This is a genomic window from Aminobacterium thunnarium, assembly GCF_055390565.1.
The window spans coordinates 777,416-802,548 of record NZ_AP042412.1; the positions used below are offsets into that span (position 1 = coordinate 777,416).

A 25,133-nucleotide genomic window follows, 5' to 3' on the forward strand; every position below is an offset into this window, starting at 1 on the left:
ACACTAGCTTTAGCTGACATTTACCCTCTTTTAGAAAAAAGGAGGGTTTTTATGATGAACACTACCAAGGTTTTACGGACACCATATCGAAACGCCGTAACCGCTCTTGATACTTTCTGCTCCATTCGAAAAGCAGAAGGAGCTTCACCGATCACCATAAGCAATTACCGCTCGATCATAACTCCATTAATAAGAAGATTTCCATTGTTTCTTAAAGAGCCACGACGAGCCATCGTTGAGTACATATCGGAACCCGAAAACCAATGGACACGCTTTTCACGAATAAAGACGCTGAAAGTTTTCTCTACGTTTCTTGTAGAAGAGGGGGTATTGGAAGAGAACCCTATGAGAGGAATTAAAAACCCCATGCCAAGAAAGAAGGCTAACCTTCCCCTTCTTGAAGATGTGAAAGATTTTCTCGACTCTCTGAACCCTAAAAGGTTTACTGACCGTAGGTTGAAAGTCATGCTACTTGTTGCCTATGATACGGGGTTGAGGCGTGGTGAACTGTGTGGCTTACAGCGTGATGACTTCGATATGGAAGGAATGACCCTCACTGTTCGCCCAGAAACATCAAAGGTCAGAACAGGAAGGATTGTTCCGATATCGCCGCAAGTTTCTCAAGAGATTAGAAAATTTATGGCATTGATTCCCGAAGAATGGAAAACCCCATATATTTTCCCAACGGAACAAGGAGAACCCCTTACACCTCAAAACTTTGGAAGACAGGTTGGAAGAAAAAACAAAGAGTTAGGAAGTCACATGAAAATACACGGCTTACGTCATGCTTGTGCTACAGAATTTTTACGGAACACGGGGAATATTGCCTTGACCGCCCAACTTCTCGGACATACGGACATTAAGACAACAAGTGCTTTTTATGAACATCTAGACCTCCGTGATCTAAAAGTTGCCCATTCGCAAGCGAACGTTGTTTCACGGATTCTAAAGCCCTCTAAGATACGAAATACAAGAGGTTGATCTTGCCTAACTCGTTTATGAGCCGCCTAGCCACCGCCACATTGAAAAGGCTTGCGCTAAACGACTATTCATACCTCTTTTAAAAGTTAGGCATGCTGTGAGCCATTCTGGCGGGTCGGTTACCGAGAAACGAAGAGCCCCCCAGTAATTGGGGGGCTTCTCGTGGCGTGCAAGTTGGCAAATTCATTATAGCATTTCCTTTTTTTCTAGTCTCCGTGAATTCAGTTTTTAAAGATAAAGTAAACTAGAATTTATCTTCGTATTCTGGGGGTCTCGGAGACTTGCCGGTCAATCGCTCGATTTCGACTCGAATTCGTTCGATTTCTTCTTGTTGAGTTTCCAAATCGGCAAAAAAGTTCTCGGACTTCATTAATCATCAACCGCCTTGAGGGCATGTTTGCGGATTTCCACCGGCAAGAGACTGTCGACCCGTTCTTCGAAACCAAAAAATGGGTTTGTCTGCTCTTGGTCGGCGTAAAAGCCGCCGTAACGACCTGAATAGGGGATTTCGTTCTCAACCGAGCCAATCGCCGCCAGATTGACTTTTTGGAAGATCAAGTCGATTTGGTCGACTTCAACGGCATTTTTAATTTGAGCTTTTTCTTCCTCGGTGACCGCCTCGACCATCGTTTCAATGAGTTGCTTTTTTTGGAATTCGTCGCCTCGCTCGAAACAAGTTGAGACGATTTCGGCGGTTTTTTCGGCATTTCCTCCGTCTTTTGCCTTTTTGTAAATATCACTAAAATCACCAGAAAAATCTTTTAGTGCTTCTCGAAAGTACAATCGTTTTTGCCAGTCGAATGTCGGTTCGGGTCGTCGCAAGCCTTCTCGATCTTTTTTGATGAGATGGTTCACGAGATTAAATTCGATTTGAAGGCTGTCACGGGCTTCTTGCTCCAACCTCTCAATTTTAATCTTTTGCATTTCTGGAGAATAGACGCGCCGGATCTCGCTCGCACTACATGAAAACTGGTCAACAATATTTTTAATATCTTTAAAACTTTTCTCGAATAAATGCAAATTTAACATTGTGTTCCTCCTAATTTAAAATATTTTTATTCCTCGAATAGTTCTGGCTCATATTCGCCGTCTTTGTTAAAAAGCAAAGATTCATCGATGTGATTCAATTTCATCAACCGATAGGGAAGTCTTTCAATCGCCTGCCAAAGGTTGCCATCACCACACCCCCGATCAAAAATGTTTTCAAGTAATGCCTTTTGGAGTGCTTCTGTCGGAATTTCTTGCGCCATTAATGGCAAAAGCCGCTTTAACACCTCGTAAAAATGGCTCCTCACTACTGGTGGGTGGCGTATTCCGTAGACTCGCTCGAATGTTTTGATGTAGCTCTTCAAGAGTTCAAGTGCTTTTTGGGTTAAATGAATTCCATGGAGTTGTATAATCGGCTTCAAATATGGACTAGCTACGATAAAAAGAGTCTCGTCTTCCAAAGAGGGCTTTTGTTTTAATCGTTCCCAAAGCCCACTCATGCTGGCGGGTCTCCTTTTGTGCATACAAAAGAATGACCTACAGACATGCCAGTCTCATTTCCATTGCCAAGTCCATTGCCAAGACCAAAGCCACTACCACTCCGAAGGTTCGATGAACCTTCAAAAAAGGTTCTCGTTTCGCCTTGGGTTAAATTTTCGAACCACTCCGAAAAGCCTTGCCGCTCAAGTTCCGAGAGAAGGACAGGTGTATTTCTCGCTTCTCCTTGCCACTCTGATTTGATTTTCTCGCTTCGAAGTTCATCAATTCCGTTAACGACGCCACGAAGAACCGCCTCGCTAATTTGCTTACTTTCTTTTCTGGTCGATGGCTGGAGTTGGCTTTGAACGCTCATGTAATCTCTAATTAAAACCTCTTGCGTCGAGCCGTCATAGACGATCAAGTTTTTCGCTTCAAGGTTTTCAAAAAGATTTACGATTCTTGAGGGGTCGCCATTACTCAAAGAAAACAGGTCTGCGGTGGTGTACAGGAGCGGGAGCTTGAAGGCTCCTTGTAATTTTCGATGATTGCACGTCCATAAATAGCAGTAAATTAACATTTCTTCGGAAGACAGTTCTTGAGACAATGCCAACCAACAATCGCTCGGGAAAATGCCGATACGAACAGACATCAGCGAACGCCCTCGGTTTCGTATCTTAAGCGGCAAAAAAGTTCATTTCGTGGAGCAAAAAGTACCATCTGCTCGCTTTTGGGAGCAACGAGCCGCTCTTCTAACTTCTTTCGTTTCTCCAAATACCACAATTCAGGTTGCCCGCTGACGAGCGTGCATTTTTCAAGCTCGATAATAATTCGCTCGAGACCTCGGAGTTGCCGGCGTTGGGCTCTTTCGAGCGTTTTCAAAGAGATACTCCATAATCGACTTTTCCCAGTGAGACTTTTTTCCTTCAAATGAAGAACTTTTCCACCCGAACTCAAAACTTCGTCAAAAAGGCTCGTGTCTATGGCGTGAGCCCTATTTCCATAAATTCTCAAACGATCTTTTTCGTACTCTGTTTTTGTGAGGATTCCATCGCTTGTTAGAGTTGCAAAAACTTTACCGCTCGAATTGAAAAAACTTTTAATTATTTCGTTTTTCATGTATAATCACCTTATGATTAGGATTTTTTCCTTGCCTCCGCTCATCGCCCGTGAGCGGTTTTTTTATTGCTTTTTTGCCATGCCTGACTCATCGAAAAGATGGTCGATTTCTTCTCCGAAAAAAAGAGCTATCTTTTCCCGTAGGGGTCTTGTCGCCTGTCTCGCACCTTTGGAAACTTCGTAGACACGGCTCCGATTCCCTCCAACAGCTAGCCAAAGGTCTTTTCGACCGATACCTCGCTCACGCAAAAGCTTCATGATTATTGTATTCAATTTTTCACCCCCTTTTCGGGCATAAAAAAAGGAGCCCGCCCAGCACTGGACGAACTCCCTATTGGTTTGCACACTTCAGACATGTTACTATTATACCAACTTTTCCTATTGCGTGTTGACGACAAGTTATCACTAAGCATAACTAGACCGAATGGAGCATATATATCTTTGATTTTTAACTCTTAAGTAGAGTAATCTGCTGTTTACTCGTGTTTTCAGCGTATTGTAAAAATACGTAACATGTTTTTTCATGTAAAATGAAAAACAATATCGTAAAAAGCGTAATTAGCCGATACGCTACCACTAGTGTGCAAAGACAAGAAATGAATACTATATGTAGTACCTTGACATTAAAATAATTTTAACATGGTTTTACATATTCTGTTTTTTTCAATATGGAAGTAGTCTTGAACGCGGAATTTCAAGAGGGAATGTGAGCTAAAAGCCGATGGTTACTAGCTTTCGAAAAGGTCAAAAGGTCAGAAAAATGACTATAGCCTTGACGCGGAAGAGGTCAGAGGTTCGAATCCTCTACCACCCACCATTTTAGAGAAATTAAGCCGTCTTCGTTAGAGGACGGCTTTTTTCGTTGCCTGTATGATTCCTATCATTGTTTGAAAAGCTACATTCGGTTTTGCCTGCTGGTTTATTGTTCCTGTAATATACAGTTGCTCTTTGGGGATATAAAAAGCTACTGCGCCCGTAGACCCACAATGTCCTATCATTACAGAAGCAGGATGGAAGGGAGAAAAAATACGGGGTAGAGAAAATTTTTCTATTCCTACACCATAGTAAAAGGGGAAAAATATTTTATTCCATTTTTCTAATTCATAAAGGTGTTCTTTGGGATAAAAATAGCCGTCGAAAAATGCTTTTAAAAACGCCATTTGGTCTCTTGCTGTAGAAATAATGTCGTTTTGTGTAGAGTTAAGAAACATGGGGATGTGCATTATTTTAGATTTATATCGGATAGGAATAAATTTCTCACTTATACCTTCTTCGTATACCTTGGTTTGAGAGAGGCCTAATTCGCGAAATAAAGTTTTTAAAACGATACGTATAGGTTCCCCTGTAATATTTTCTATAATGAGCCCTAGAATTTGATGATTTGTATCTGTGTATTTTGCTCGGTTTTTTTCTCCAGGTGGGAAATGTGGTTTCATCCCTTTTACTTTTTTTATGACTTTATTAATAGGCCACTGTTGGTCAATTCCTGCTTCAATTTCTTCCATGAATTTCTTCCCATCGCTTTGCTTGTCAATTAAGTAACAAGGAAGTCCTGATGTTTGAGACATAAGATGAGCAATAGAAAGGGTATAAGAATACTCCTTCCCTCTGTAAACATGTAAGCCTTGAAGAATTTCATCGGAGAGATATTTCGAAATTTTATCGTTTAAATTCAAAGTCTTTGTTGTAGCGAGTTTTAGAATAATGGAGGATATAAAGAGCTTATTAATGCTCGCAATAAAATATGGGCTGTCTTCGTGCATATTTCCAGAGGCACTTATCAAATCAACACTTTTATCAGCAGATGATACGTAAAAAACAGCTCCGTAAATATATTTTTTTTCAACGGCTCGGTGCACTAATTGGTCTAGTGTTGATTGAGAAAGGATCTGTCTCATCGTTTCTTCCCTCCTCATGCAGCATATTTAGTTTCTTTTACCCTAAATTGTATCCTATCACAAAAGATTTCTGTGCCAATTAGGTGTTTTTTAAAATAGCGTGGTATAAAAGAAGCAAGAGAAGGGGAGGGCTTTTATGATCAAGGGAATCGGTGTTGACCTTTGTCGAATATCTCGAATGGAGAAATTACTTTATAACGAGCATCTTTTAAAGCGCGTTTTTCATCAGGCTGAGTATGACTATGCCATGTCTAAAGCGAACCCTGCACGTCATCTTGCGGCATCTTTTGCGGCACGAGAGGCTTTTGCTAAAGCTACAGGTCTTGATTTTTTTAAAGTTATCTTTAAAGGATTTTGGCTTCAGCGCACGTCATCCGCTCCTGTGCCATGTTTTTCGCCTGTAATAGAGCAATGGGTTGAAGAACAAAATGTAACGGTACATATTAGTCTTTCTCATGATGGTGACTATGCTATCGCCTTTATTATTGTGGAGGTGGTTTCAGGTGAAATATCTATATGATCCAAATGTAATTCGGAAAGCAGATATTCTTTCTATAGAAAATTTAAAAATACCAGGAATAGTTCTCATGGAAAATGCAGGATTGGAAGCTGCAATTTCTGCACATCGCTTTTTTCCACGTGCCAAAAAATTTCTTGTTCTTGCCGGTCCTGGAAATAACGGCGGGGATGGCTATGTTATAGCTAGGCATCTTGTGCGTTGGGGGTTTTCTCCAACAGTTATTTTAACGGCACCTCCAGAAAAGATTAAAGGTGATGCGCGAACTAATTTAGATATATTAGCGCAACTCAATGTTCCTATGCGCTGCTCAGATACAATGACAGGCGAAGAGATTACATTGGCTATATCTGAAAATGATGTAATTCTTGATTGTCTTCTAGGAACGGGGAGTAGAGGAAATCCCAGAGGAGAAATTGCACGAATCATAACGTTGTTAGAGGATAAGGAAAATATTATTGCGATTGATATTCCAAGCGGCATTAATGCTGAGACAGGAGAGATTTATTCTCCTTGTGTATCGGCTTCTCTTACCATTACTATGCTTGCCATGAAGACGGGGCTGGGAGTAATGCCAGCAGCGGCACATACGGGCTATGTCGATGTTGTATCGATAGGAGTTCCTCCTTCTTCTGTTCTTCCCCCAAAGGCGAATCTTAGCATCTGGGAAGAAAAAGATAGCATTGATCTTTTGCCGAAACGGAAATGCACCCTTCATAAGGGTGGTAGGGGAACACTTCTTATAGTGGGTGGAAGTCGTCATTACAGAGGAGCACCTTTGCTTTCTGCGGTAGGGGCCCTTAAGAGCGGTTGTGGTATTGTCATTGTCGCAAGTAGTAACGAAGTGTGCAATGAGGGGACTTCTTTTGTTCCAGAAGCCGTTTTTACACCTTTGGCTCATGAAAATTTCGAAGAACTTCTTTGCTGGGCAGATCGAGGAACAGCTGCTGTCGTTGGCCCTGGGCTGGGGCGCGATCGTTGGAGTGGCGCTTTGATAGAATATATGTGGAATAATTGGCCTCATCCTCTTCTTGTGGATGGAGACGGGTTGTTTTGGCTAGCAGAATTGAGGACATCACTCAAAAAAAGAGATGATGTTCTTTTAACTCCTCATGAAGGTGAAGCTGCAAGGCTTCTTGAAATTTCTTCCAAAGATATAGCTTCTTCGCGTCTTTACGCAGCAAGACAACTTGCTAATGAATGGGGAACAGTTATCTTAAAAGGTTACGGAACTGTTATTTGTACAGAATGTCAGTCTATTGTTGTTCAAGAAGGAGGCCCCGAACTTTCCATACCTGGATCTGGAGACGTTCTCTCTGGAATTGTGGGAACCTTTTTAGCTCAACATTTTTCGCCTCTTTATGCTGCTTCTTTAGGGGCCTGGGTACATGGAAGAGCAGGTCGCAATCTTGCTCAAAAACAAGGTATTGATGGATTGTTGTCTCGTGAAATAGCAATGGAAATTCCTTCAATCCTTCATGGCTTGAGAGGCGGACATGAGAAGACGAAAAGTTGATTGGGAAGAGGAGAAAAGGAAAACCGAAAAAGCGCGTATGCGGGGATTACACATGACGTTTATTGCCTTTCTTATGGCAGCTTTCTGGATGCTGGGAATGAAGCAGCTCCATAAAGATTGGCCTGTGGGCTCTGCATTGTTGGTTATGGGGTCATTAATAGCGGGAACACTTATCCTTTTTTATGTTATAGGGAAAAGCAAAAAATAGAAAGAAAGAGGCGGACAAGGTGGAAATAACGACAGCATCCCCTGAAGAGACGAAACAAGTTGGTATATACATGTCGGACCATGTTTATCCGGGGTTAAGTATTCTTCTTTATGGGGATCTAGGCGCAGGTAAAACTATGCTTGTACGAGGGCTTGGAGAAGGATTGGGGGCCAGGGGAGTACGAAGTCCATCCTTTACTCTTATCAACGAATATAACGGGCGACTTCCTCTTGCTCATGTTGATTTATATCGTCTTGAAAAGGGAGAAGAATATGACCTTGGTCTAAGTGAGTATCTTGATGATGGTTTTGTCATGGTCATAGAATGGCCAGATCGATTAAATGTCCTTCCCCCAGAAGATACGTGGATATTATTCTTTGATAGGGTAAGTGAAAATGTTCGACGGATATCTTTTGAAGCTAAAGGGGAAAAGGCCTGCCAGAAATTGCATGCTTTATATAAAGAGCTAGAGGAGTCAAAATCATGAGCCAAATTATATTAGGAATAGATTGTTGCACTCGATGGACAAATCTTGGGCTTGCCGTAGATGGCGTAATTTTGTCAGAGATGAATTTGAATATAGGAAGACAGCAGGCTTCAAAACTACCGGAACTTGTTGAGCATATGCTCACTATGCAAAATATAGTTTTAGAAGATATTTCTGCTGTTGCTCTTACTGTTGGTCCTGGTTATTTTACTGGTGTTAGAGTAGGCATTGCTTACGGTTGTGCATTAGCAAAGGGATTAGATATCCCGGTTATTCCTCTTTCTACCCTTGAAGTAATGGCATATTCTGCTTCAAAATTTGGAATCACAGCAGTTCCTTTGGTTTGGGCTGGTCGCGGTGGTGTTTATGCTGCGGCATATTGTGGAGAAGACGACGGCTTGCAGAAAGAACTTATTCATCCTTCCTTTTTCGAAATAGATGATATTCGGGGTGAAATTAGCAGGTTACATAACGAACAGGATAATAATGTTTGTTGCCTTTGTGATGATGTGAAAAGAATTGCAGAACTTTTTTCTGAAACGCCGGAATATCCACTTGTTCATTGCATTGTTTCAGGAGGAATTCTTGCTTACTTAGGAACTCAATATAAAGCTAGAGAAGTGTCTCCAGAACAAGTAAGGCCACTTTACTTAAGAGATCCAGATTTCGGGACGTTTCAAAAGAATATTAAAAATAAGTAATTGATCTTTTAAGCGACTTATATAAATCGCTTAAAAGATCAATAGTTTTTATCTTTTTTACCATAAAAATAAAAAAAGATAAAAAAGAGAAAAACAAATAAGAGCTTGAATAAAAAAACCGAAAACAGTATGCTTGGCATACTGGGTTTTTCAAAAAACAACTATTTGTTTTTTAATTCCCTATCTCTTTGGGAGGTGGCGGCTTTGCCCAAAAAACACGAAGTAATAATTAATAGGGCATGGTGCAAAGGATGTGGATTGTGCATTAATATATGCCCCAAAAAAGTTTTAGGTTTTAATGAGCAGCGCAAAGCTCAAGTTGAAAGAATTGAAGATTGTATTGGTTGTAGGCAGTGTGAAAATACTTGCCCAGATTTTGCAGTAACTGTAAAGGAGGGAAAAGAGGATGCCTGAGGTTCGTTTTTGGCAAGGAAATGAGGCGTTAGCGTATGGAGCTCTCGCTGCTGGTTGCCGCTTTTTTGCTGGTTATCCTATTACCCCTTCCTCGGAAATAGCAGAAATTATGGCTACAGAGTTGCCTCGTCTTAATGGCCGTTTTATCCAGATGGAAGACGAAATTGCAGGAATGGCGGCAATTATTGGGGCTTCTATCGCAGGGAAAAAAGCTTTAACGGCAACATCAGGTCCGGGATTCTCTTTGAAACAGGAAAACTTAGGACTTGCTTATATGGCAGAAATTCCTGTAGTCATTGTTGATGTTATGAGAGGTGGCCCTTCAACGGGAGTTCCTACAAAAATAAGCCAGCAGGATGTTATGCAGGCTCGCTGGGGAACTCATGGAGATCACGCTACTATTTGTTATTCTCCATGTTCCGTTCAGGAATGCTTTGAGTTAGCAATCAGAGCTTTCAATGCTGCTGAACGTTTTAGACAGCCGGTTCTCATCATGAGCGATGAAGTATTAGGCCATATGAGAGAGAAAATTGTTCTTCCTGAAGTTGGTTCGTATCCTATAGTGAATAGAAAACGTCCAGTCGATGTACCTGAAAAATTTGTTCCCTATCGTCCAGATCCTCAGGATGATCTGCCGTGCATGGCTTCTTTTGGTGATGGTTATACATGGCATGTAACGGGATTAACGCACAACGATTGGGGTTTCCCAACGAATAATTCAGACGAAATAGAGAATAAAATGCTTCGTTTGATGAGGAAAGTCGATCGCTTCAGAGATGATATCGTAGAGTATGAAACTGAAAATGTTGATGATGCTGATGTTATCGTCGTCTCTTATGGAAGTGTGGCCAGATCAAGTCTTAGAGCAGTTCGAGAGGCTCGTAGCAGAGGGCTTCACGTAGGCTATTTCAGACCGATCACTCTTTGGCCCTTCCCTGATAAAGAAATTGAGCGTCTTGCTCGAAAAGCAAAAACAATTCTTGTTCCTGAGTTAAATTGTGGGCAGATGGTTCTTGAAGTAGAAAGAGCCGTTCATGGAAAAGCTAAAGTTGTACCTCAGAACTTGGTAAATGGCGAGCTCTTCCAACCTTCAGACATTCTCTCTGCTATAGAGGAGGTGGCCTAAGATGCCAAGTCAGGAAGTAATGAGTTGGTTACGAACACGGTTTTTCCCTCACATTTGGTGTCCTGGATGTGGCCATGGAATCATTATGCATGCGCTGCTTCGTGCGCTTGTGGATCTTGATAAAAAGAAAAGCCAGACTGTCATAGCTTCTGGAATAGGCTGTTCTAGTCGTATGCCTGGATATATTGATGCTTGCACCGTACACACAACCCACGGTCGTTCGCTTGCATATGCAACAGGTATTAAATTAGCTAATCCTTCTCTTACCGTTGTCGATGTTATGGGTGATGGAGATTGTTCAGCTATTGGAGGAAACCATTTCATTCATGCTTGCCGACGAAATATTGACATTACAGCTATAGTCATGAACAACAATATTTATGGTATGACTGGTGGGCAGGCTTCTCCGACGACACCCCAAGGTGCTCTAGCAACAACGACTCCTTACGGAGCAATAGATCCTCCTTTTGACATTTGTCGTTTAGCAGAAGGTGCTGGAGCTTCTTATGTAGCTCGTGCCACAATTGCAAATCCAAAGTTAGCTGAGCAGTATATTGTTAACGGTATAAAGAAAAAAGGATTTTCGGTTATAGAAATTGTATCAAGTTGTCATACACAGTTTGGTCGAAGAAATAAACGGAGAACACCAATTGATAATATTAACTTCTTTAAAGAGAACAGCGTATCTCTTGTGAAGGCAAAGAATATGTCGCCCGAAGAGCTTGTTGGGAAGATTGTCACTGGTGAATTTGTCAATAAGGATGTTCCTGAATATACAGAGCAGTACCTTTCTCTTATTGAACGAGTAAGGGGGAAGGATCATGAGTAGGTATGAAATTCGATTTGCTGGTTCTGGCGGACAAGGAATTATTTTGGCTGCGGTAATAGCTGGAGAAGCAGCTGCTCTTCATGAGGAAAAACTTTATGTTGTGCAGACCCAGTCTTATGGTCCAGAAGCGAGAGGCGGTAAGTCTAAAGCAGAAGTTGTAATATCCACAGAGCCGATAGATTATCCTAAAGTTACACGACCTAACCTTCAGGTTATTTTGACGCAGCAGGCATGTGAAGAATTTTCTTCTGATACGCTTCCTGGAGGGAGAATCATTCTTGACGATACTTTTGTTACTGATTTTCCACAGGTCGATGCTTATATATATCACTTGCCTATTTTGCGTACGGCACGCGAAAAGCTGGGCAGAGAACTTGTAACAAATATGGTGGCCCTTGGTGCTGTGGCTCGTGTGCTTGAACTTGAGAATGTAGTGCATCCAGAATCTGTTAAAAAAGCCATTCTTGAGAAGGTACCGGCAGGTACTAAAGAATTGAACTCTCAGGCCTTTGATGAAGGCTACCAGATGTTCAAAAACAGCTTACATTTGTAAATAACACACCCCTCGATAGAAGCAGAATAGCTTGGTTTCCGAGCAGAAAGGCCGGCTGACTTGTTAAAGTCAAGTCGGCTTTTCATTTATAGTGTATGATGTATGAAATAATATAACACTGTAAGGAGTGTGTGCCATGCAGATGCTAGTTATAGTCCTTAATAAGGTTGATAAGGTGGAAAGTCTTTTTAAAGAATTTCTTGATATTGGAGTGCAGGGTGGAACTATTATTGATAGTAAGGGGATGGCTCGTGTTCTTCATGAAGAGGTGGATAAAATTCCGCTTTTTGGTTCTATAAAAATGTTGATTAATGACCAATATCCATATAATAAAACGATCTTTGTTGTATTAGACGACGAACAGGTTCAACCAGCAATAGACGCAGTTAAAAGAGTTGTAGAGGATCTTTCAAAACCAGATGTTGGTATTTTATTTACAATTCCAGTAACTCACGTCGAGGGACTTGTTCCTCGCTCCCCCAAGTAAATTTCCAGATTTAGAGTAGTAATTCAATAAAAAATATATATCTAAGGAGAGTCGATTCTTCGTGCATGTCTTGTACTATATTGCCATAGTCATATTGGCAGGAATCCTCATGTCCAAAATTGTGAGAAAAATGAAACTGCCAAATGTGACTGGCTATATATTGGCAGGAATCATAATAGGTCCTTCTGTAGGGAGATTAATGCCTAAAGATGTTGTTTCCTCTCTTTCTATTGTTTCCGAAGTTGCACTTGGTTTCATAGCCTATAGTATAGGCAGTGAATTTAATTTGAAACATGTTAGAAAGTTAGGACTGTCTGTCGTTGGAATTACTTTAATGGAGTCGCTCGGAGCAGTTTTGTTTGTTTCTGCTTCAATGTTTTTCATTTTTAAACAGACGCTCCATTTTAGCTTGGTTTTAGGTTCTATTGCAGCAGCTACTGCTCCTGCAGCAACTATTCTTGTTATAAGACAATATAAAGCCAAAGGCCCTTTAGTTGATACCCTTCTTCCTGTCGTTGCCATGGATGATGCGGTGGCTATTCTTACGTTCGGAATTTCTGTTGCCTTTGCGGAAGCGTTAATACAAACGGGTAGTGTCGTGTCGCTTGTTTCAGTGGTTGGGCGAATCTTACGTGAAGTAAGCCTCTCCTTACTTTTAGGACTATGTATAGGCCTTTTCCTATCTTTTGCTTCTGGTCGAGTTAAGGGGGAAGACGCTCTTCTCTGTGTAACGATAGCGTCCATTTTTTTAGGTATAGGATTAGCGACTACATTTTCTCTTTCTTCTCTTTTTGTTTCTATGATGATTGGAGCCACTGTCTCTAATGTCGTCTATGCTCGAGATAGAGTTCTTTCTGTTGTTGATCGTTTTACACCTCCGATCTTTGTCGCGTTTTTTACATTATCTGGAGCAGATTTACAGCTTTCAATGTTACGAAAAGTTGGTGTTTTGGGGATAGGATATATTGTTTTTCGCGTTATAGGAAAAGTATTGGGAGCATACGTTGGGGCGCGAATAGCCCGAACGCCTGAAAAGGTTCAAAAATATTTAGGTTTTACCCTCATCCCTCAAGCTGGAGTTGCTATAGGTTTATCACTTCTGGCAGAAGAAGCGCTTCCTGGAATGGGAAGTGAATTGCGCAACATTATATTGGGGTCTACTGTAGTTTATGAACTTTTGGGACCAATTATTGCTAAGCAGGCACTGAAGAAGGCTGGGGAGATTTCAACCTCTTAGGTTTGTTTGTTCTATAAAGAGCCTATGATAATATGAGTGAAACTCTTGGGGAAGGATGACCTTTTTTTGAAAGAAAGCGTATGTCTTAAGATTGATACTTTAAGTAGTGATGGAAGTGGTATTGCAAGGCGTGAAGGGGATGGCTTTGTCTTCTTTGTTCCTGGAGCGTTGCCAGGGGAAGAAGTTGAAGCAAGAGTTATTTTAAAAAAGAAACATTACGCCGTTACCGAACTTCAAAATATTTTGAAACCACATTCTCAGAGAACATCTCCACGTTGTCCATGGTACGGGGAGTGCGGAGGGTGTCAGCTACAACATTGTTCTTATTCAATGCAACTTGAACTAAAAACTCAGATTGTAAAAGAAGCGTTTTCTCGTATTGCCCATATCTCGGTGGAAGATGTTATTTCTTCTTGTATTCCAAGTCCCAAAGAGTGGGGATATCGTAATAAGGCTTCTTTTCCTGTTCGAAAGAACAGCTCAGGAAAGAACGAAGTAGGATTTTTTAAACGAAGAAGTCATTCCCTGATTCCTATAGACGCTTGCCCTATTTTAGAGCCAGCTTTAAACCAAATGTATGGCCGTTTTGTACATTCCTTACAAAAATTGAATATAGATGGGTATAACGAAAAGAAGCATTCAGGTATTTTACGTCATATTATTTTTAGGTGCGGCAGCTTTTCTCGTGAACTTCTTGCTTGTTACGTTGTTCGGAAACATTTGTCTGATTCCGAAATCAAGAGGATTTCTCAATTGTGGCAAAATTTTGTAGTACCTGATGCAACGTTTGTTGGCGTTATAGAAAATGAAAATGCAAAAGTAGGAAACACTATTTTAGGACAAAACTCTCGAATCCTTTATGGGCAGGGAGAGCTTAAAGAAATTTTGAATTCTCGAGAAATTCATTATGATGGAACAGCTTTTTTCCAAGTAAACAGTTATCAAGCTGCACAGCTTTTTGCATTCTGCTCAGATTGTTTAGAAAAAGAAGAAGAAAATGAAGCTTTGGAGCTTTATTCAGGTGTTGGGGCAATGTCACTTTTTTTAGCTCCAAAATTCAAGAGATTAACTACGATTGAGGAATGGCCAAGTGCTGTGGAGGCTACAAAGAAGAATGCTGCATTAAATAAATTTTCTAATATTATTGCCTACGAGGGTAAAGCTGAAGATATCGTTTCGAATTTAAAACAAAACTTTAACACTGTAATCCTTGATCCTCCACGAAGTGGCTGTGACCCTAAAGTTATTCAGCAGATTTTAGAATGGAAACCAGAGAAGGTCCTTTACGTAGCCTGTAACCCCGCGACGTTGGCAAGGGATGTTGCTCTGCTTCATTCCGGCGGTTATAAATTGGAAAAGCTTCAACCCTTTGACATGTTTCCGCAGACCGTTCACGTGGAGTGTGTTGTCTTGATGTCAAGTGTAGAGAAATAGGATTACTCAAAACATTAATAAATAAAGGATTTTCAAGATTGGAGGATTTTCTGCCCAACATCTGGCGGCGCCTTTTAACCTTGAGAATCCTTAATCGCAAACAGTGTATTTGCCTTTCAGCAAAAAGGAATTTGCCGATTATCTCGGAGTACAGCGCCCTTCGCTTTTTAGAGAATTAAAAAAAATGCAGTTTGACGGCATTATTAGCATTGATAACCGAAAAATAAAAATAGTAAAGCATATGTAAAATTATCTTCATCTTTAAGCACATACTTATAAAGCGAATATTGATTATTGCAAAAAATAATAAGTTTTGTTGCATTTGCAACATACTTTTGCAAAGATTAACAGTATAATAAATATAAATCGATTGGTAGTATTAATTGCTAAATATATTGAAATAATATTTGAGTTGGAGGTGTTAAATATTGATTGAACAAATATTTGAACTGGCTAGAGGCAATGAAAAAGCTGTTGAGAAAGTTGTATTTGACGAAAATGTAAATTATCTTCATATGATTTTTAATAAAGATGAAGGGCTTCCTGAGCATTTCTCAAATTCAAACGTTTATATGACAGTTATTAGAGGAAAGCTTTCAATAGGACTTAATGATCAGGAAATTCATGAGTATGAGGCGGGGACTTTATTAAAAATACCATTTCAAACGAAAATGAATGTAAAAAATTTATACCACGAAACATTGGAGCTTATTGTTGTAAAAGCACCAGCTCCCCAAAATTAAGGAGGAATCAAAATGAGTATGTTTTGTTATCAATGTCAAGAAACAGCAAAAAACACAGGTTGTACAGTGAAAGGTGTTTGCGGAAAGAATGAAGAAGTTGCAAAACTTCAGGATCTTCTGGTATACACGCTTAAAGGCATTTCAGATATTGTTGTAAAAGGAAAGGTTGATATTAATAATCTGGATAAGACTAATTATGAAGTTTTAAGCAGCTTATTTATGACTATTACCAACGCAAATTTTGACGACAGTCATATTGAAAATCAAATTAAGAAAATGATAGTGCTAAGAGATGAACTGAAAAATACTGTCAAAGTCAAAGATTTGCATGATGCATCAATATTCACAGTTGATTCCAGAGAAGCTATGCTTGAAAAAGCAGCATCTGTGGGTGTGCTTTCAACAGAGAATGAAGACATTCGTTCCTTGCGTGAAATGATTATTTATGGACTTAAGGGTATGGCGGCTTATGGCGAACACGCAAAGAATATTGGCAAAGAGGATTTAGACATTAATGCTTTTATTTACGAAGCATTGGCGGCAACACTAGACGATTCTCTTACAGCTGATGACCTTGTTGCATTAACACTCAAGACCGGAGAATACGGTGTTAAGGTAATGGCTTTGTTGGATGAGGCACATACAACGAGATTTGGAAATCCAGAGATTACCGAGGTAAATATCGGGGTAAGAAAAAATCCTGCCATTCTTATTTCGGGTCATGATTTAACTGATCTTGAGCAGCTTCTTGAGCAAACTAAGGGCACAGGTGTTGACGTATATACTCATAGTGAGATGCTTCCTGCACATTATTACCCTGCTTTCAAGAAATATGACAACTTTGCAGGAAATTACGGAAACGCATGGTGGAAACAGCTTGACGAATTCGTATCCTTCCGTGGCCCTATTCTTTTTACAACGAACTGTATTGTTCCGCCTAGAAGCGAAGAAGTAAGGGGCAGAATTTTTACTACTGGAGCTACCGGTTATCCTGGCTGCACACATATTGAAGCCGATGAAAATGGAAAAAAAGACTTTTCACAAATCATAGTACTTGCTAAGACACTGCCTTCGCCAGAAGAAATTGAGACGGGAAGCATTGTAGGCGGCTTTGCTCACAATCAGGTGATTGCACTTGCGGACAAAGTTGTTGAGGCTGTTAAATCTGGTGCAATTAAGAAGTTCTTTGTTATGGCAGGGTGCGATGGAAGAATGAAGTCAAGAGAGTATTATACAGAATTTGCTGAAAAGCTTCCAAAGGATACTATAATACTTACTGCGGGTTGTGCTAAATATCGTTATAACAAATTGAATTTAGGTGACATTGGCGGAATTCCAAGAGTACTTGATGCAGGTCAGTGTAATGACTCTTATTCACTAGCAGTTATAGCACTAAAACTTAAGGAAGTTTTCGGTCTGGACGATATCAATAAGTTACCAATTGCCTTTAATATAGCTTGGTATGAACAGAAAGCAGTTATTGTTCTTTTGGCATTACTGTATCTAGGTGTGAAAAACATACATCTAGGACCAACACTACCTGGCTTCTTGTCTCCTAATGTGGCAAAGGTTTTGGTTGAGAAATTCGGTATTGCAGGTATTGGTACAGTTGAGGATGATATTAAGTTATTCATGTCATAAAATTAATAAATAAACAATATATAACTCCTGACAATTGATAGCCTTTGTCAGGAGTTGTTTTATAAACGGAGGGATACAGCATGGATAAAAAATCTGTTTTAATAAATGAAATGATTAAATATTATGCAAGTGATGTGAAAAGAATTAATCATTTTATGAAAGTATATAGCTTCGCAAAAACAATTGGAGAGATGGAGAAGGTAGATTGCTTAAACCAAGAAGTTTTAGAAATTGCAGCAATTGTTCATGATATTGGAATTAAATTAAGTGAGCAGAAATATAATTCGAGTTCAGGAAAGTATCAACAAATTGAAGGACCTGCTTTAGCAAAGGAATTACTTGAAAAGCTTGATTTTGAAGACACTATAATTTCAAGAGTGTGTTTTATTGTAGGACATCATCATACATATACAGCTATTGATGGCATAGATTTTCAAATTCTTGTTGAAGCAGATTTTTTAATCAATATATATGAAGATGAAATTTCGCAGGAAGAAATTTGTAAAATAAGAGACAATTATTATAAAACGGATGCAGGGATAAACTTTTTGAAACAAATGTATTTATCATAGTCTAAACTAAGAATTAAGAATACTTTTTGATATAGAAAAAATAAGAACACCCGCAAGATTTAGTGTCCTAGACTTTGCGGGTGTAAAGATATATAGTTTATGAATTATGCTTCAAGAATTTTGCCATCAGTTGAAATTGTTATGACTTGCCAAGGAATGAGTTTTCCACTGTTTTGAAGGGCTGTCTTAACAGCATTTTCAATACCACCACAGCATGGAACTTCCATTCTTACTACTGTCAAAGATTTTATATTATTCATTTTTAGTATGGCAGTGAACTTTTCGCTGTAATCACCTTCATCCAGCTTTGGACAGCCTATAAGGGTTATTTTGTTTTTCATAAATTCATTGTGAAAATTGCCATATGCATATGCTGTACAGTCGGCTGCAATTAGTAGGTGAGCATTATTAAAGTAAGGTGCGTTTGGTGGAGCAAGTTTAATTTGTACTGGCCACTGGTTCAATTGGGTTTGTATTGTTGCAGATGTTTCTGCCTTGGTTTCACTAATAACATTACGCTTGAACGTTTTTGATTGAGTACCAGGACAACCACAAGCCAAATTTTCAGGTTGCTTATTTTCCATATTCATCTTTACCGCCGCCTCTTCATATGCTACTGCTTCTCTTTCTTCAAAACTGATTGCATTGGTTGGGCAAGCCGGTAAACAGTCACCAAGTCCGTCACAATAATCATCACGAAGAAGCTTTGCTTTTCCGTTTACCATACCAATGGCTCCTTCGTGACAGGCTGTAACACATAATCCGCAACCATTACATTTATCTTCATCTATTTTTATTATTTTTCTAATCATTTTGAAGTCCTCCTTGTTTTTTATAGTATTAGTATAGTATAACGAACATAAGATGTCGGTTGCATTTGCAACATAAGAGGTGAGCTATGAAGAAATATCTTAAGCAACTACAAAATAATGAATTGTTCAATAATTTTAATTTGAATGATTTGGAAAGTATTTTAAATTGCCTATCTGCAAAGGTTAATTATTATAAAAAAAGGGATTTGATAATACAACAAGGTGCTCATGTTCACTATGTTGGAATAGTTTTGTCAGGTGGCATTCAAATAATAAAAGAAGATATCGAAGGTAATATCAATATTCTTTCTCATTTAGGTATTAATGATATTTTTGCAGAAGCATTTGCATATGCTGATATTTATGAATGTCCTATTACAGTGCAAGCCACTGAGAATTGCGAAATAATGTTTATTGATTGTAAACGAATCATCAAAACGTGTAATAATGCCTGTGTTTTTCATTGGAATCTGATAGAAAATATGCTTTCTATGATTGCAAGAAAAAATATAATGCTGAATCAAAAAATGGAGATATTATCTAAACGTACTACAAGAGAAAAGTTATTAGCATTTTTCAATACACAAGTTCAAATGAATCATTCAAAAAAATTTTTAATACCTTATAACCGAGAAGGACTTGCATTTTATCTTTGTGTAGATAGAAGTGCACTGTCACGTGAGCTATCTAATATGCGAGATGAAGGATTGTTAAAATTCAATAAGAATGAATTTGAAATTCTTTAAAATAAATTAGTTACTATTTTTTAAAAGATTATATTAAGAAGGAATTTTTTATGAAGGTTGGATTAATTAGATGTATGCAAACAGAGGATATGTGTCCTGGAACAACAGATTTTAAAGTCATTAAAGAAAAAAAGTGTGCATTCGAAGGAGTAGAAGGAGATATTGAGATTATAGGGTTTAATACTTGCGGAGGATGCCCTGGCAAAAAAGCAGTAACAAGAGCTGCAGAAATGGTTAAAAGAGGTGCTGATACAATAGTTTTGTGCTCTTGTATTACGAAAGGGAATCCCATTGGTTTTGCCTGTCCACACGCTAAGGAAATGAAAGAAGCAATTATTAAAAAACTAGGCGATAGTGTAACTATCATAGATTATACGCACTAAACGTAGCTTTTAATAAAATGATTACTTAATATTTCATCTATCCCCACAACCTTTAGGCTGTCAACAATATGTCTAAGGAACTTGCGTTATTTATTCTATAATATAGAAAAAATAAGGGTGAAACTCGGTCGAAGTTATTATAATATGTTACCTAAACGAAAGTGGGTTGAGTTGACATTATAAAAGTCCTCTCGAGCCATGTGGAGAGTGTTGCTTTATTACAAAAAAGATAACCTGCTCTAAAAACTCCTAGTTTTGCTAGGAGTTTTTTATGTGCGCCCAGCATGGGCGCAATCTAACGGGTGAAAGTCCCGAGTGCGGCCTGTAGCGGCAAGCACATAGCCAAGAGCAAGGGTGTCTATCGCGAGGTGGGATCTGAAGGAAGCTGGCGGCAAACCTCCGGTCTGACGAACAGGAATCACATCAGGCAATCTTCTGAGGGTAAGGCTGCATAACAAGTCAAAGCCCAATAGCTACACGAAATCAGAAGGTGTAAATGTGGCGGATATTTGGAAGCGTCGTATACCGAACGGTACGTACGGTGCTGTGGGAGGTCGGCTGACCAACTAGTTGCTTAGCCTCCTACCCGATTACCGCTTTTTGGATATAATTTAAGAAAATAAATATTAAACTAGAGATATTCTTAAGTTTTTAGTGAAAGGGGAGCTTTTTTGTGAATAGGATTAGTATTATTTGTCTCGGTGTAAAGGATATGGCCCAGTCAATTCGTTTCTACCGTGACGGGCTAGGTTTTTCTACTGATGTAACAGAAGATGAACCGAAAGTTATTTTCTTTAACACTACCGGAACAAAATTCGAATTATATCCATTGGAACTTCTAGCTGAAGATATCAATGAGATGAATCCGCCACAGATCGCTTCTGGTTTTGCAGGAATTACTTTAGCTTACAATGTGAAAAGTGAGGCTGAGGTACATGAAATTATGGATCTTGCAAAAAAAGCAGGAGCAACTATAGCCAAAGAACCGCAAAGAGTTTTCTGGGGTGGTTATAGCGGTTATTTTATCGATCCAAATGGCTATTATTGGGAGGTTGCATATAATCCTTCTTGGTCATTTGACGAGAATGATATGCTTGTATTGTGAGTTTCTTTTAATATCTATTTCGAAGTTGCTCTAATCTCTACTTCGCTTTGAAAGGTTAATGAATGTACGAATATAAAAGTCATAATACAATGGCAATTATTGTTCTTCACGAAATATATGGTTTAAATAACTTCATTGAAGACGTGTGTGCAGAATTTCATGGGCAAGGATTTGATGTGTTTTGTCCAGATATGTTGAGACGCGACAATTTTTCATATGCAGAGACCCATGATGCGTATGAATATTTTGTTAGCAATGTAGGCTTTGACGTTTATAAAGAAATTGAAAGTTTAATAAAGCACTTAGCGCTCAATTATGAAAAAATTTTTATTATTGGATTCAGTATAGGAGCAACTATCGCATGGCGATGTTGTGAGAACGTGAAGTGTAACGGAATTATATGTTGTTACGGTTCTCGTATACGTGATTATCTTTTTCTGCAGCCATTTTGTCCGACTCTTTTGCTATTTGCAGAGCAAGATTCTTTTAATGTCGACAATATCGTCGGGGAGCTTCGAAAAAAGTCTAATGTAGAGATATTCAAATTGGAAGCATTGCATGGCTTCATGGATAAATATGCAGAGTGGTACAATTCAAAACAAACCCAAATATCAAATTTATATATTCATGATTTTATAAAAAGAAACATACAATAAGATCGCTTGTTGTTAAAAAAATTTGATTTCAATAAACCTTTATTACTCTGGATTTCGTATTAACTTCAATATCGTTTTTGCATGTTACCCATACGGGAGATAATTTTTCAGCTTGTAATATAGCATTTTTAAGATCCAAATCACTAGCATCACTAGATTCTAAAATAGCTTCAAAATCAATCTTCTGAAGCGATAAAGGTTGAGCTCTATTTATCCCTATTGCTTTAATAGTGAATCCCGAGACATTTTTCCCCATTTTTCTCAATAAATACACAATAGTTGTACTTACACATCCGGCAAAACTCATAAGTAATAATTCGAGACCTTTATAGCCTTGTCCATCGCCTAAAGGGGGTAGGTAATCAAAAACAATCGGATGATTAGGGTTAGTTTTTGATACGCCGCTGAATTGAACTTTTTGATTTGTTAGTTTTACATTTACTTCCGACTGGTTATTATTCACATTAATCATCCTTTCATTATTAATTGCATTTGACTACCCAAATAAGATCTTTTGTAGAGATTTAAAAAATAACGATGGAGGTCAGAAAATGAATCTCGAAGAAAAATTCAAGATGTTACAGCTATGTTATGCTGCGGCCCTTGCTGATTCAACCTTACGATATAGCAACGAGGGGATATTAGAAAAAATCATGGGACAAAAGCGCAATGAACAAATGAAAAATGGAGCGATGTTGGCTAAGAAATTTAGTGTTCAAGATCCTAAACAAGCATTTGTAAATGTTCAAAATTTGTTTGGTTGTGCCAGTTGGAATTGTGAAGATATTGAAAATGGCTTTTTTGCAGTAAATATGAGCTGTATCTTGTGCTCTATGTGCAAAAAAATGGGAGCAAGTAGCCCATGTCAAATTTATTGCCTCTCACCGATAGAAGCGATGATTAAGGGCATTAAACCAAGTGCCACTTTTTCTGTTCGAAAAACGTTATGGAATGATGATAAGTGCTTTGTTACGGTAGAATTATAAATAATCAATTCAATTGTTTATTTTAAATTGAGTTACATTAAAGATTTTATGTTCGTTAAATTTAATATAGATATTATATTATCGCCTGAGACATCCGTCTAGGCGATTTTCTATTCTGGAACGGGACAAAAAGAATACAAGTTAAAATAAAAGCTAGACGTATTTTTAACTTAGTTGTATATATTTAAAAATAAATAAACTTATGTCATTTCGTTAGGAGGCCTTCATGATAAGGCGAAGAGGGTACTGCTTGTTAGCTTTTTACGCGCTTTGGACATTGCTTATGGTACCTGGGATATCGAAGAGCTGGGCGGATACTGGGCCATTACTTTTTGATGATGGGCAATCTCACATGGTCACTGACAATATTGTTACAAATACGGGCAGTGCACTCACCGTGAAGAATTCGAACACAACTGCTACGATGAATGATTTGTCGATTACTGTATGGAGTACTGAAACAGGCATGGAACGCGGCCGTGGTGCATATGCTCGGGATAATGGCAGCATTACTCTTAACAACGTTGTTATTAAGAATTTGGGGCTTAATGGTCACGGTGTTGGTAGTTATTTTGGAGGCATGATTACCATGAATGGAGGCAGTCTCTATGTCACAAGTTTAGGGGGAGACGGAGCCCATGTGGAGAATGCCTCATCGTCGATTGTACTGAATGACGTTTCCATTGTTGTTAATAACAATTCGTCGTCTAGTGAGGCTCTTTCCGTAATAGAAGGAACTATTACCATGAATAATGGAAACATTGTTACTACGGGAAATGAAAATCATGCTGTGATGGCTACTTCTAGGGGAATAGCCTCCTTAAATAATGTTGCTATTCAGTCGGCAGGAATTGCTTTTGAGACATTATATGAGGGGCAGATTAGAGTTAGGGTTGATGGTCAATCTATTATTGGACGTGAGATGCTTTTCAACTCCTCTTATGATAGAGGTACAATTAATATTGTTGCGGAAAATGGCAGTTGGCTTTATGGCACAACAAGAGTAGGTAGTGCATCGACAGGCAACATTACTCTCAATAGCAACGCCACATGGACAACCCCAGGCGACTCCAACCTTACAAATCTCATCTTCGGTTCCGGTCATTTCCGCTTTACTGCCCCAACCGGAGACACGTACCGAACACTGACAGTCCGCAACCTTTCCGGTAACAACGGCACCTTCCATCTCAACTCCGACCTACATGCCGGCACTTCTGACCGTGTCTATATTGAAAACAGTGCCAGTGGCAATCACTATGTGGCTGTGAACAACAGCGAGGGGAATAGTGGTGTTGTAAAGGTTGTCGACATCGGAGACAGTGCTACCAACACGGCTACCTTTGACGGAGGCAGTGATATCGGTATCTATCGTTTCGGTGTGGCACAAGGTTCGGCCTTGTCTTCTACTCATAGTGGGTTAGATGAGAGAGACTATTATCTCTACAATACCTATGCGCCATCGACGCCGGTTCGTGGCCTTATGAACGAAAGTGCGGCCATTCATTCTCTTTGGTACAGCGAAATGAATGACATCAAGAAGCGTATGGGTGAACTTCGCATGGGAAGTCAGAACAGCGGCGATATCTGGGCACGGACCTACGCAACGAAATACAGTGTAAGCCCATCTGGAGGAACAGACTACGATCAGAAGATTCATGGCATAGAAGTGGGGAAGGACCGTCCCCGAAGTTACAAAAATGGAAAGAGCTTTACCGGTTTTGTTTTGGGATATGCCGAAGCAGATAACAGCTTTACCAGCGGAGGTTCAGGAGATACAGAAAGCATCTATGCCGGGCTCTACCAGAGCTGGCTTCGAGATGACGGTTTCTATCTCGATATTATCGGCAAATACAACAGCTTCGATCATAGTTTTACCACCCCGGTACTTGGCGGCTCTTACGATAAAGGTTCTTTTAAGAACAGGGGATTCGGACTCTCAGCAGAAGTTGGCAGACACATCGATACGCGAGATGGTTACTTTGTGGAACCGCAGATGGAGGTCTCAGGCTTTTGGGCGGGAAGCGCCGATTACATCAGCGAGAATGGTCTTCATGTAGAGGCAGATCGAAGCCGTTCCCTTCAGCTTCGAGTTGGTGGCGTCTTCGGTAGACAGAGAGCCTGCGAATCAGGAGGCAGCCAGCAGCTATACGGGAAGGTGAGCTGGATACAGGAATTCGAGGGAGACAGCACGGTTCGGGTGGATGGCACAGGTTTTGAGACGACTCTTGAAGGAGACCAGGTGGTAGCGGGTTTTGGATTTGTAAAGGACACGCCGAATTACCAGATCTACCTCGATGCCGAAAGATCGTGGGGCGACACCACCAGTAAGGATTGGGGAGTCTCACTAGGCTGTCGATGGAGGTTTTAGAGAAGTAGACTTAATCCGATAAAAGCAAACGTTATTTAAAGAGAGTTTATTACCTTGCTAAAGTCACTTAGATGTAACTCTAAGTGACTTTTTTTTGAATTTTATTATAAAATGGCATTTTGAATTTTTAATGTTTTTGGTAAAGAGAAT

At 39.4% G+C, this 25,133-nt stretch carries 31 protein-coding genes; 23 read left to right on the forward strand and 8 right to left on the reverse strand.

All coding sequences use genetic code 11. From position 1 onward, the window contains the following. Positions 1 to 51 precede the first annotated feature (51 nt). Entirely contained in the window at positions 52 to 981 is a 930-nt protein-coding gene (locus ACZ5GY_RS03795; protein WP_464112011.1) for a tyrosine-type recombinase/integrase, read from the forward strand. Between the two features lie 369 nt (positions 982 to 1,350). Here the strand turns inward: ACZ5GY_RS03795 and ACZ5GY_RS03800 are convergent, their stop codons facing one another. From ACZ5GY_RS03800 to ACZ5GY_RS03825, 6 genes are all read right to left on the reverse strand, one after another. Continuing rightward, positions 1,351 to 2,010 carry a hypothetical protein gene (locus ACZ5GY_RS03800; RefSeq protein ID WP_464112012.1) on the reverse strand — a complete coding sequence of 220 codons (660 nt, stop codon included), beginning with the start codon at positions 2,008 to 2,010 and terminating at the stop codon, positions 1,351 to 1,353. A 26-nt stretch (positions 2,011 to 2,036) separates the two neighbouring features. Then, positions 2,037 to 2,468 (reverse strand): hypothetical protein, encoded by a 432-nt coding sequence (locus tag ACZ5GY_RS03805; RefSeq protein ID WP_464112013.1) that lies wholly within the window; start codon positions 2,466 to 2,468, stop codon positions 2,037 to 2,039. Continuing rightward, positions 2,465 to 2,929 carry a hypothetical protein gene (locus ACZ5GY_RS03810; protein ID WP_464112014.1) on the reverse strand — a complete coding sequence of 155 codons (465 nt, stop codon included), beginning with the start codon at positions 2,927 to 2,929 and terminating at the stop codon, positions 2,465 to 2,467. The genes ACZ5GY_RS03805 and ACZ5GY_RS03810 overlap by 4 nt, the downstream gene beginning before the upstream one ends. Before the next feature lie 167 nt (positions 2,930 to 3,096). After that, positions 3,097 to 3,564, reverse strand: a complete 468-nt coding sequence (locus ACZ5GY_RS03815) for a hypothetical protein (RefSeq protein ID WP_464112015.1) — start codon at positions 3,562 to 3,564, stop codon at positions 3,097 to 3,099. A gap of 63 nt (positions 3,565 to 3,627) precedes the next feature. Further along, entirely contained in the window at positions 3,628 to 3,837 is a 210-nt protein-coding gene (locus tag ACZ5GY_RS03820) for a hypothetical protein (protein ID WP_464112016.1), read from the reverse strand. A 569-nt stretch (positions 3,838 to 4,406) separates the two neighbouring features. Beyond that, positions 4,407 to 5,462 (reverse strand): serine hydrolase domain-containing protein, encoded by a 1,056-nt coding sequence (locus tag ACZ5GY_RS03825; RefSeq protein WP_213690778.1) that lies wholly within the window; start codon positions 5,460 to 5,462, stop codon positions 4,407 to 4,409. A gap of 136 nt (positions 5,463 to 5,598) precedes the next feature. On the opposite strand from ACZ5GY_RS03825, the gene acpS reads away from it, so the two are divergent. The 16 genes from acpS (at position 5,599) to ACZ5GY_RS03905 (ending at position 17,927) form a co-directional block, all read left to right on the forward strand. Further along, on the forward strand, positions 5,599 to 5,982 hold the full coding sequence (gene acpS / locus ACZ5GY_RS03830; RefSeq protein ID WP_464112017.1) for a holo-ACP synthase: 384 nt from the start codon (positions 5,599 to 5,601) through the stop codon (positions 5,980 to 5,982). Beyond that, on the forward strand, positions 5,966 to 7,495 hold the full coding sequence (locus tag ACZ5GY_RS03835) for an NAD(P)H-hydrate dehydratase (protein ID WP_213701861.1): 1,530 nt from the start codon (positions 5,966 to 5,968) through the stop codon (positions 7,493 to 7,495). The genes acpS and ACZ5GY_RS03835 overlap by 17 nt, the downstream gene beginning before the upstream one ends. Then, positions 7,476 to 7,703 carry a hypothetical protein gene (locus tag ACZ5GY_RS03840; protein ID WP_213690775.1) on the forward strand — a complete coding sequence of 76 codons (228 nt, stop codon included), beginning with the start codon at positions 7,476 to 7,478 and terminating at the stop codon, positions 7,701 to 7,703. The genes ACZ5GY_RS03835 and ACZ5GY_RS03840 overlap by 20 nt, the downstream gene beginning before the upstream one ends. A 19-nt stretch (positions 7,704 to 7,722) precedes the next feature. Beyond that, the gene (gene tsaE / locus ACZ5GY_RS03845; protein WP_213690774.1) at positions 7,723 to 8,190 is read left to right on the forward strand and encodes a tRNA (adenosine(37)-N6)-threonylcarbamoyltransferase complex ATPase subunit type 1 TsaE; all 468 of its coding nucleotides are present in this window, start codon (positions 7,723 to 7,725) and stop codon (positions 8,188 to 8,190) included. Then, positions 8,187 to 8,891, forward strand: coding sequence for a tRNA (adenosine(37)-N6)-threonylcarbamoyltransferase complex dimerization subunit type 1 TsaB (gene tsaB / locus ACZ5GY_RS03850; protein ID WP_213690773.1), 705 nt, complete (start codon positions 8,187 to 8,189; stop codon positions 8,889 to 8,891). Before tsaE ends, tsaB begins: the two co-directional genes overlap by 4 nt. 204 nt (positions 8,892 to 9,095) lie before the next feature. Continuing rightward, positions 9,096 to 9,305, forward strand: coding sequence for a 4Fe-4S dicluster domain-containing protein (locus ACZ5GY_RS03855; RefSeq protein WP_213690787.1), 210 nt, complete (start codon positions 9,096 to 9,098; stop codon positions 9,303 to 9,305). Beyond that, complete coding sequence (locus ACZ5GY_RS03860; protein ID WP_213690772.1) at positions 9,298 to 10,431, forward strand: 2-oxoacid:acceptor oxidoreductase subunit alpha; 1,134 nt, start codon at positions 9,298 to 9,300, stop codon at positions 10,429 to 10,431. The genes ACZ5GY_RS03855 and ACZ5GY_RS03860 overlap by 8 nt, the downstream gene beginning before the upstream one ends. 1 nt (position 10,432) lies before the next feature. Further along, positions 10,433 to 11,260, forward strand: coding sequence for a 2-oxoacid:ferredoxin oxidoreductase subunit beta (locus ACZ5GY_RS03865; protein WP_213690771.1), 828 nt, complete (start codon positions 10,433 to 10,435; stop codon positions 11,258 to 11,260). Beyond that, positions 11,253 to 11,813: a 2-oxoacid:acceptor oxidoreductase family protein gene (locus ACZ5GY_RS03870; RefSeq protein ID WP_307879454.1), complete on the forward strand. Its 561-nt coding sequence runs from the start codon at positions 11,253 to 11,255 to the stop codon at positions 11,811 to 11,813. Before ACZ5GY_RS03865 ends, ACZ5GY_RS03870 begins: the two co-directional genes overlap by 8 nt. Before the next feature lie 136 nt (positions 11,814 to 11,949). After that, entirely contained in the window at positions 11,950 to 12,300 is a 351-nt protein-coding gene (locus ACZ5GY_RS03875; protein WP_213690770.1) for a P-II family nitrogen regulator, read from the forward strand. Positions 12,301 to 12,361: 61 nt separating this feature from the next. Further along, a complete protein-coding gene (locus ACZ5GY_RS03880; RefSeq protein ID WP_307879453.1) occupies positions 12,362 to 13,537 on the forward strand; it encodes a cation:proton antiporter in 1,176 nt (391 codons plus the stop codon). A 66-nt stretch (positions 13,538 to 13,603) separates the two neighbouring features. Further along, entirely contained in the window at positions 13,604 to 14,971 is a 1,368-nt protein-coding gene (rlmD, locus tag ACZ5GY_RS03885; RefSeq protein ID WP_213690768.1) for a 23S rRNA (uracil(1939)-C(5))-methyltransferase RlmD, read from the forward strand. Positions 14,972 to 15,074: 103 nt separating this feature from the next. Then, positions 15,075 to 15,218: a helix-turn-helix domain-containing protein gene (locus ACZ5GY_RS03890; RefSeq protein ID WP_464112018.1), complete on the forward strand. Its 144-nt coding sequence runs from the start codon at positions 15,075 to 15,077 to the stop codon at positions 15,216 to 15,218. A 181-nt stretch (positions 15,219 to 15,399) separates the two neighbouring features. Next, positions 15,400 to 15,714: a cupin domain-containing protein gene (locus ACZ5GY_RS03895; protein ID WP_195509941.1), complete on the forward strand. Its 315-nt coding sequence runs from the start codon at positions 15,400 to 15,402 to the stop codon at positions 15,712 to 15,714. Positions 15,715 to 15,726: 12 nt separating this feature from the next. Beyond that, entirely contained in the window at positions 15,727 to 17,355 is a 1,629-nt protein-coding gene (gene hcp / locus ACZ5GY_RS03900; protein WP_323401580.1) for a hydroxylamine reductase, read from the forward strand. Positions 17,356 to 17,435: 80 nt separating this feature from the next. After that, positions 17,436 to 17,927, forward strand: a complete 492-nt coding sequence (locus tag ACZ5GY_RS03905; RefSeq protein WP_213692009.1) for an HD domain-containing protein — start codon at positions 17,436 to 17,438, stop codon at positions 17,925 to 17,927. Positions 17,928 to 18,031: 104 nt separating this feature from the next. Here ACZ5GY_RS03905 and ACZ5GY_RS03910 read toward each other — a convergent pair whose 3' ends face one another. Beyond that, positions 18,032 to 18,739, reverse strand: a complete 708-nt coding sequence (locus ACZ5GY_RS03910; protein ID WP_464112019.1) for an ATP-binding protein — start codon at positions 18,737 to 18,739, stop codon at positions 18,032 to 18,034. 86 nt (positions 18,740 to 18,825) lie between these two features. On the opposite strand from ACZ5GY_RS03910, the gene ACZ5GY_RS03915 reads away from it, so the two are divergent. The 4 genes from ACZ5GY_RS03915 (at position 18,826) to ACZ5GY_RS03930 (ending at position 21,629) form a co-directional block, all read left to right on the forward strand. Beyond that, the gene (locus ACZ5GY_RS03915; protein ID WP_464112020.1) at positions 18,826 to 19,485 is read left to right on the forward strand and encodes a Crp/Fnr family transcriptional regulator; all 660 of its coding nucleotides are present in this window, start codon (positions 18,826 to 18,828) and stop codon (positions 19,483 to 19,485) included. A 50-nt stretch (positions 19,486 to 19,535) separates the two neighbouring features. Then, positions 19,536 to 19,868 (forward strand): CGGC domain-containing protein, encoded by a 333-nt coding sequence (locus ACZ5GY_RS03920; protein ID WP_138205290.1) that lies wholly within the window; start codon positions 19,536 to 19,538, stop codon positions 19,866 to 19,868. A gap of 673 nt (positions 19,869 to 20,541) precedes the next feature. Further along, positions 20,542 to 20,973 carry a VOC family protein gene (locus ACZ5GY_RS03925; RefSeq protein ID WP_213699227.1) on the forward strand — a complete coding sequence of 144 codons (432 nt, stop codon included), beginning with the start codon at positions 20,542 to 20,544 and terminating at the stop codon, positions 20,971 to 20,973. Between the two features lie 62 nt (positions 20,974 to 21,035). Next, entirely contained in the window at positions 21,036 to 21,629 is a 594-nt protein-coding gene (locus ACZ5GY_RS03930) for a dienelactone hydrolase family protein (protein ID WP_213701504.1), read from the forward strand. A gap of 28 nt (positions 21,630 to 21,657) precedes the next feature. Here the strand turns inward: ACZ5GY_RS03930 and ACZ5GY_RS03935 are convergent, their stop codons facing one another. After that, entirely contained in the window at positions 21,658 to 22,092 is a 435-nt protein-coding gene (locus tag ACZ5GY_RS03935; RefSeq protein WP_213691259.1) for an OsmC family protein, read from the reverse strand. Between the two features lie 88 nt (positions 22,093 to 22,180). Between ACZ5GY_RS03935 and ACZ5GY_RS03940 the strand changes: the two genes are divergently transcribed. Both ACZ5GY_RS03940 and ACZ5GY_RS03945 read left to right on the forward strand, forming a co-directional pair. Continuing rightward, a complete protein-coding gene (locus ACZ5GY_RS03940; protein WP_213691260.1) occupies positions 22,181 to 22,615 on the forward strand; it encodes an L-2-amino-thiazoline-4-carboxylic acid hydrolase in 435 nt (144 codons plus the stop codon). A 226-nt stretch (positions 22,616 to 22,841) separates the two neighbouring features. Next, positions 22,842 to 24,983: an autotransporter outer membrane beta-barrel domain-containing protein gene (locus ACZ5GY_RS03945; protein WP_464112021.1), complete on the forward strand. Its 2,142-nt coding sequence runs from the start codon at positions 22,842 to 22,844 to the stop codon at positions 24,981 to 24,983. The last annotated feature ends 150 nt before the right edge of the window (positions 24,984 to 25,133 follow it).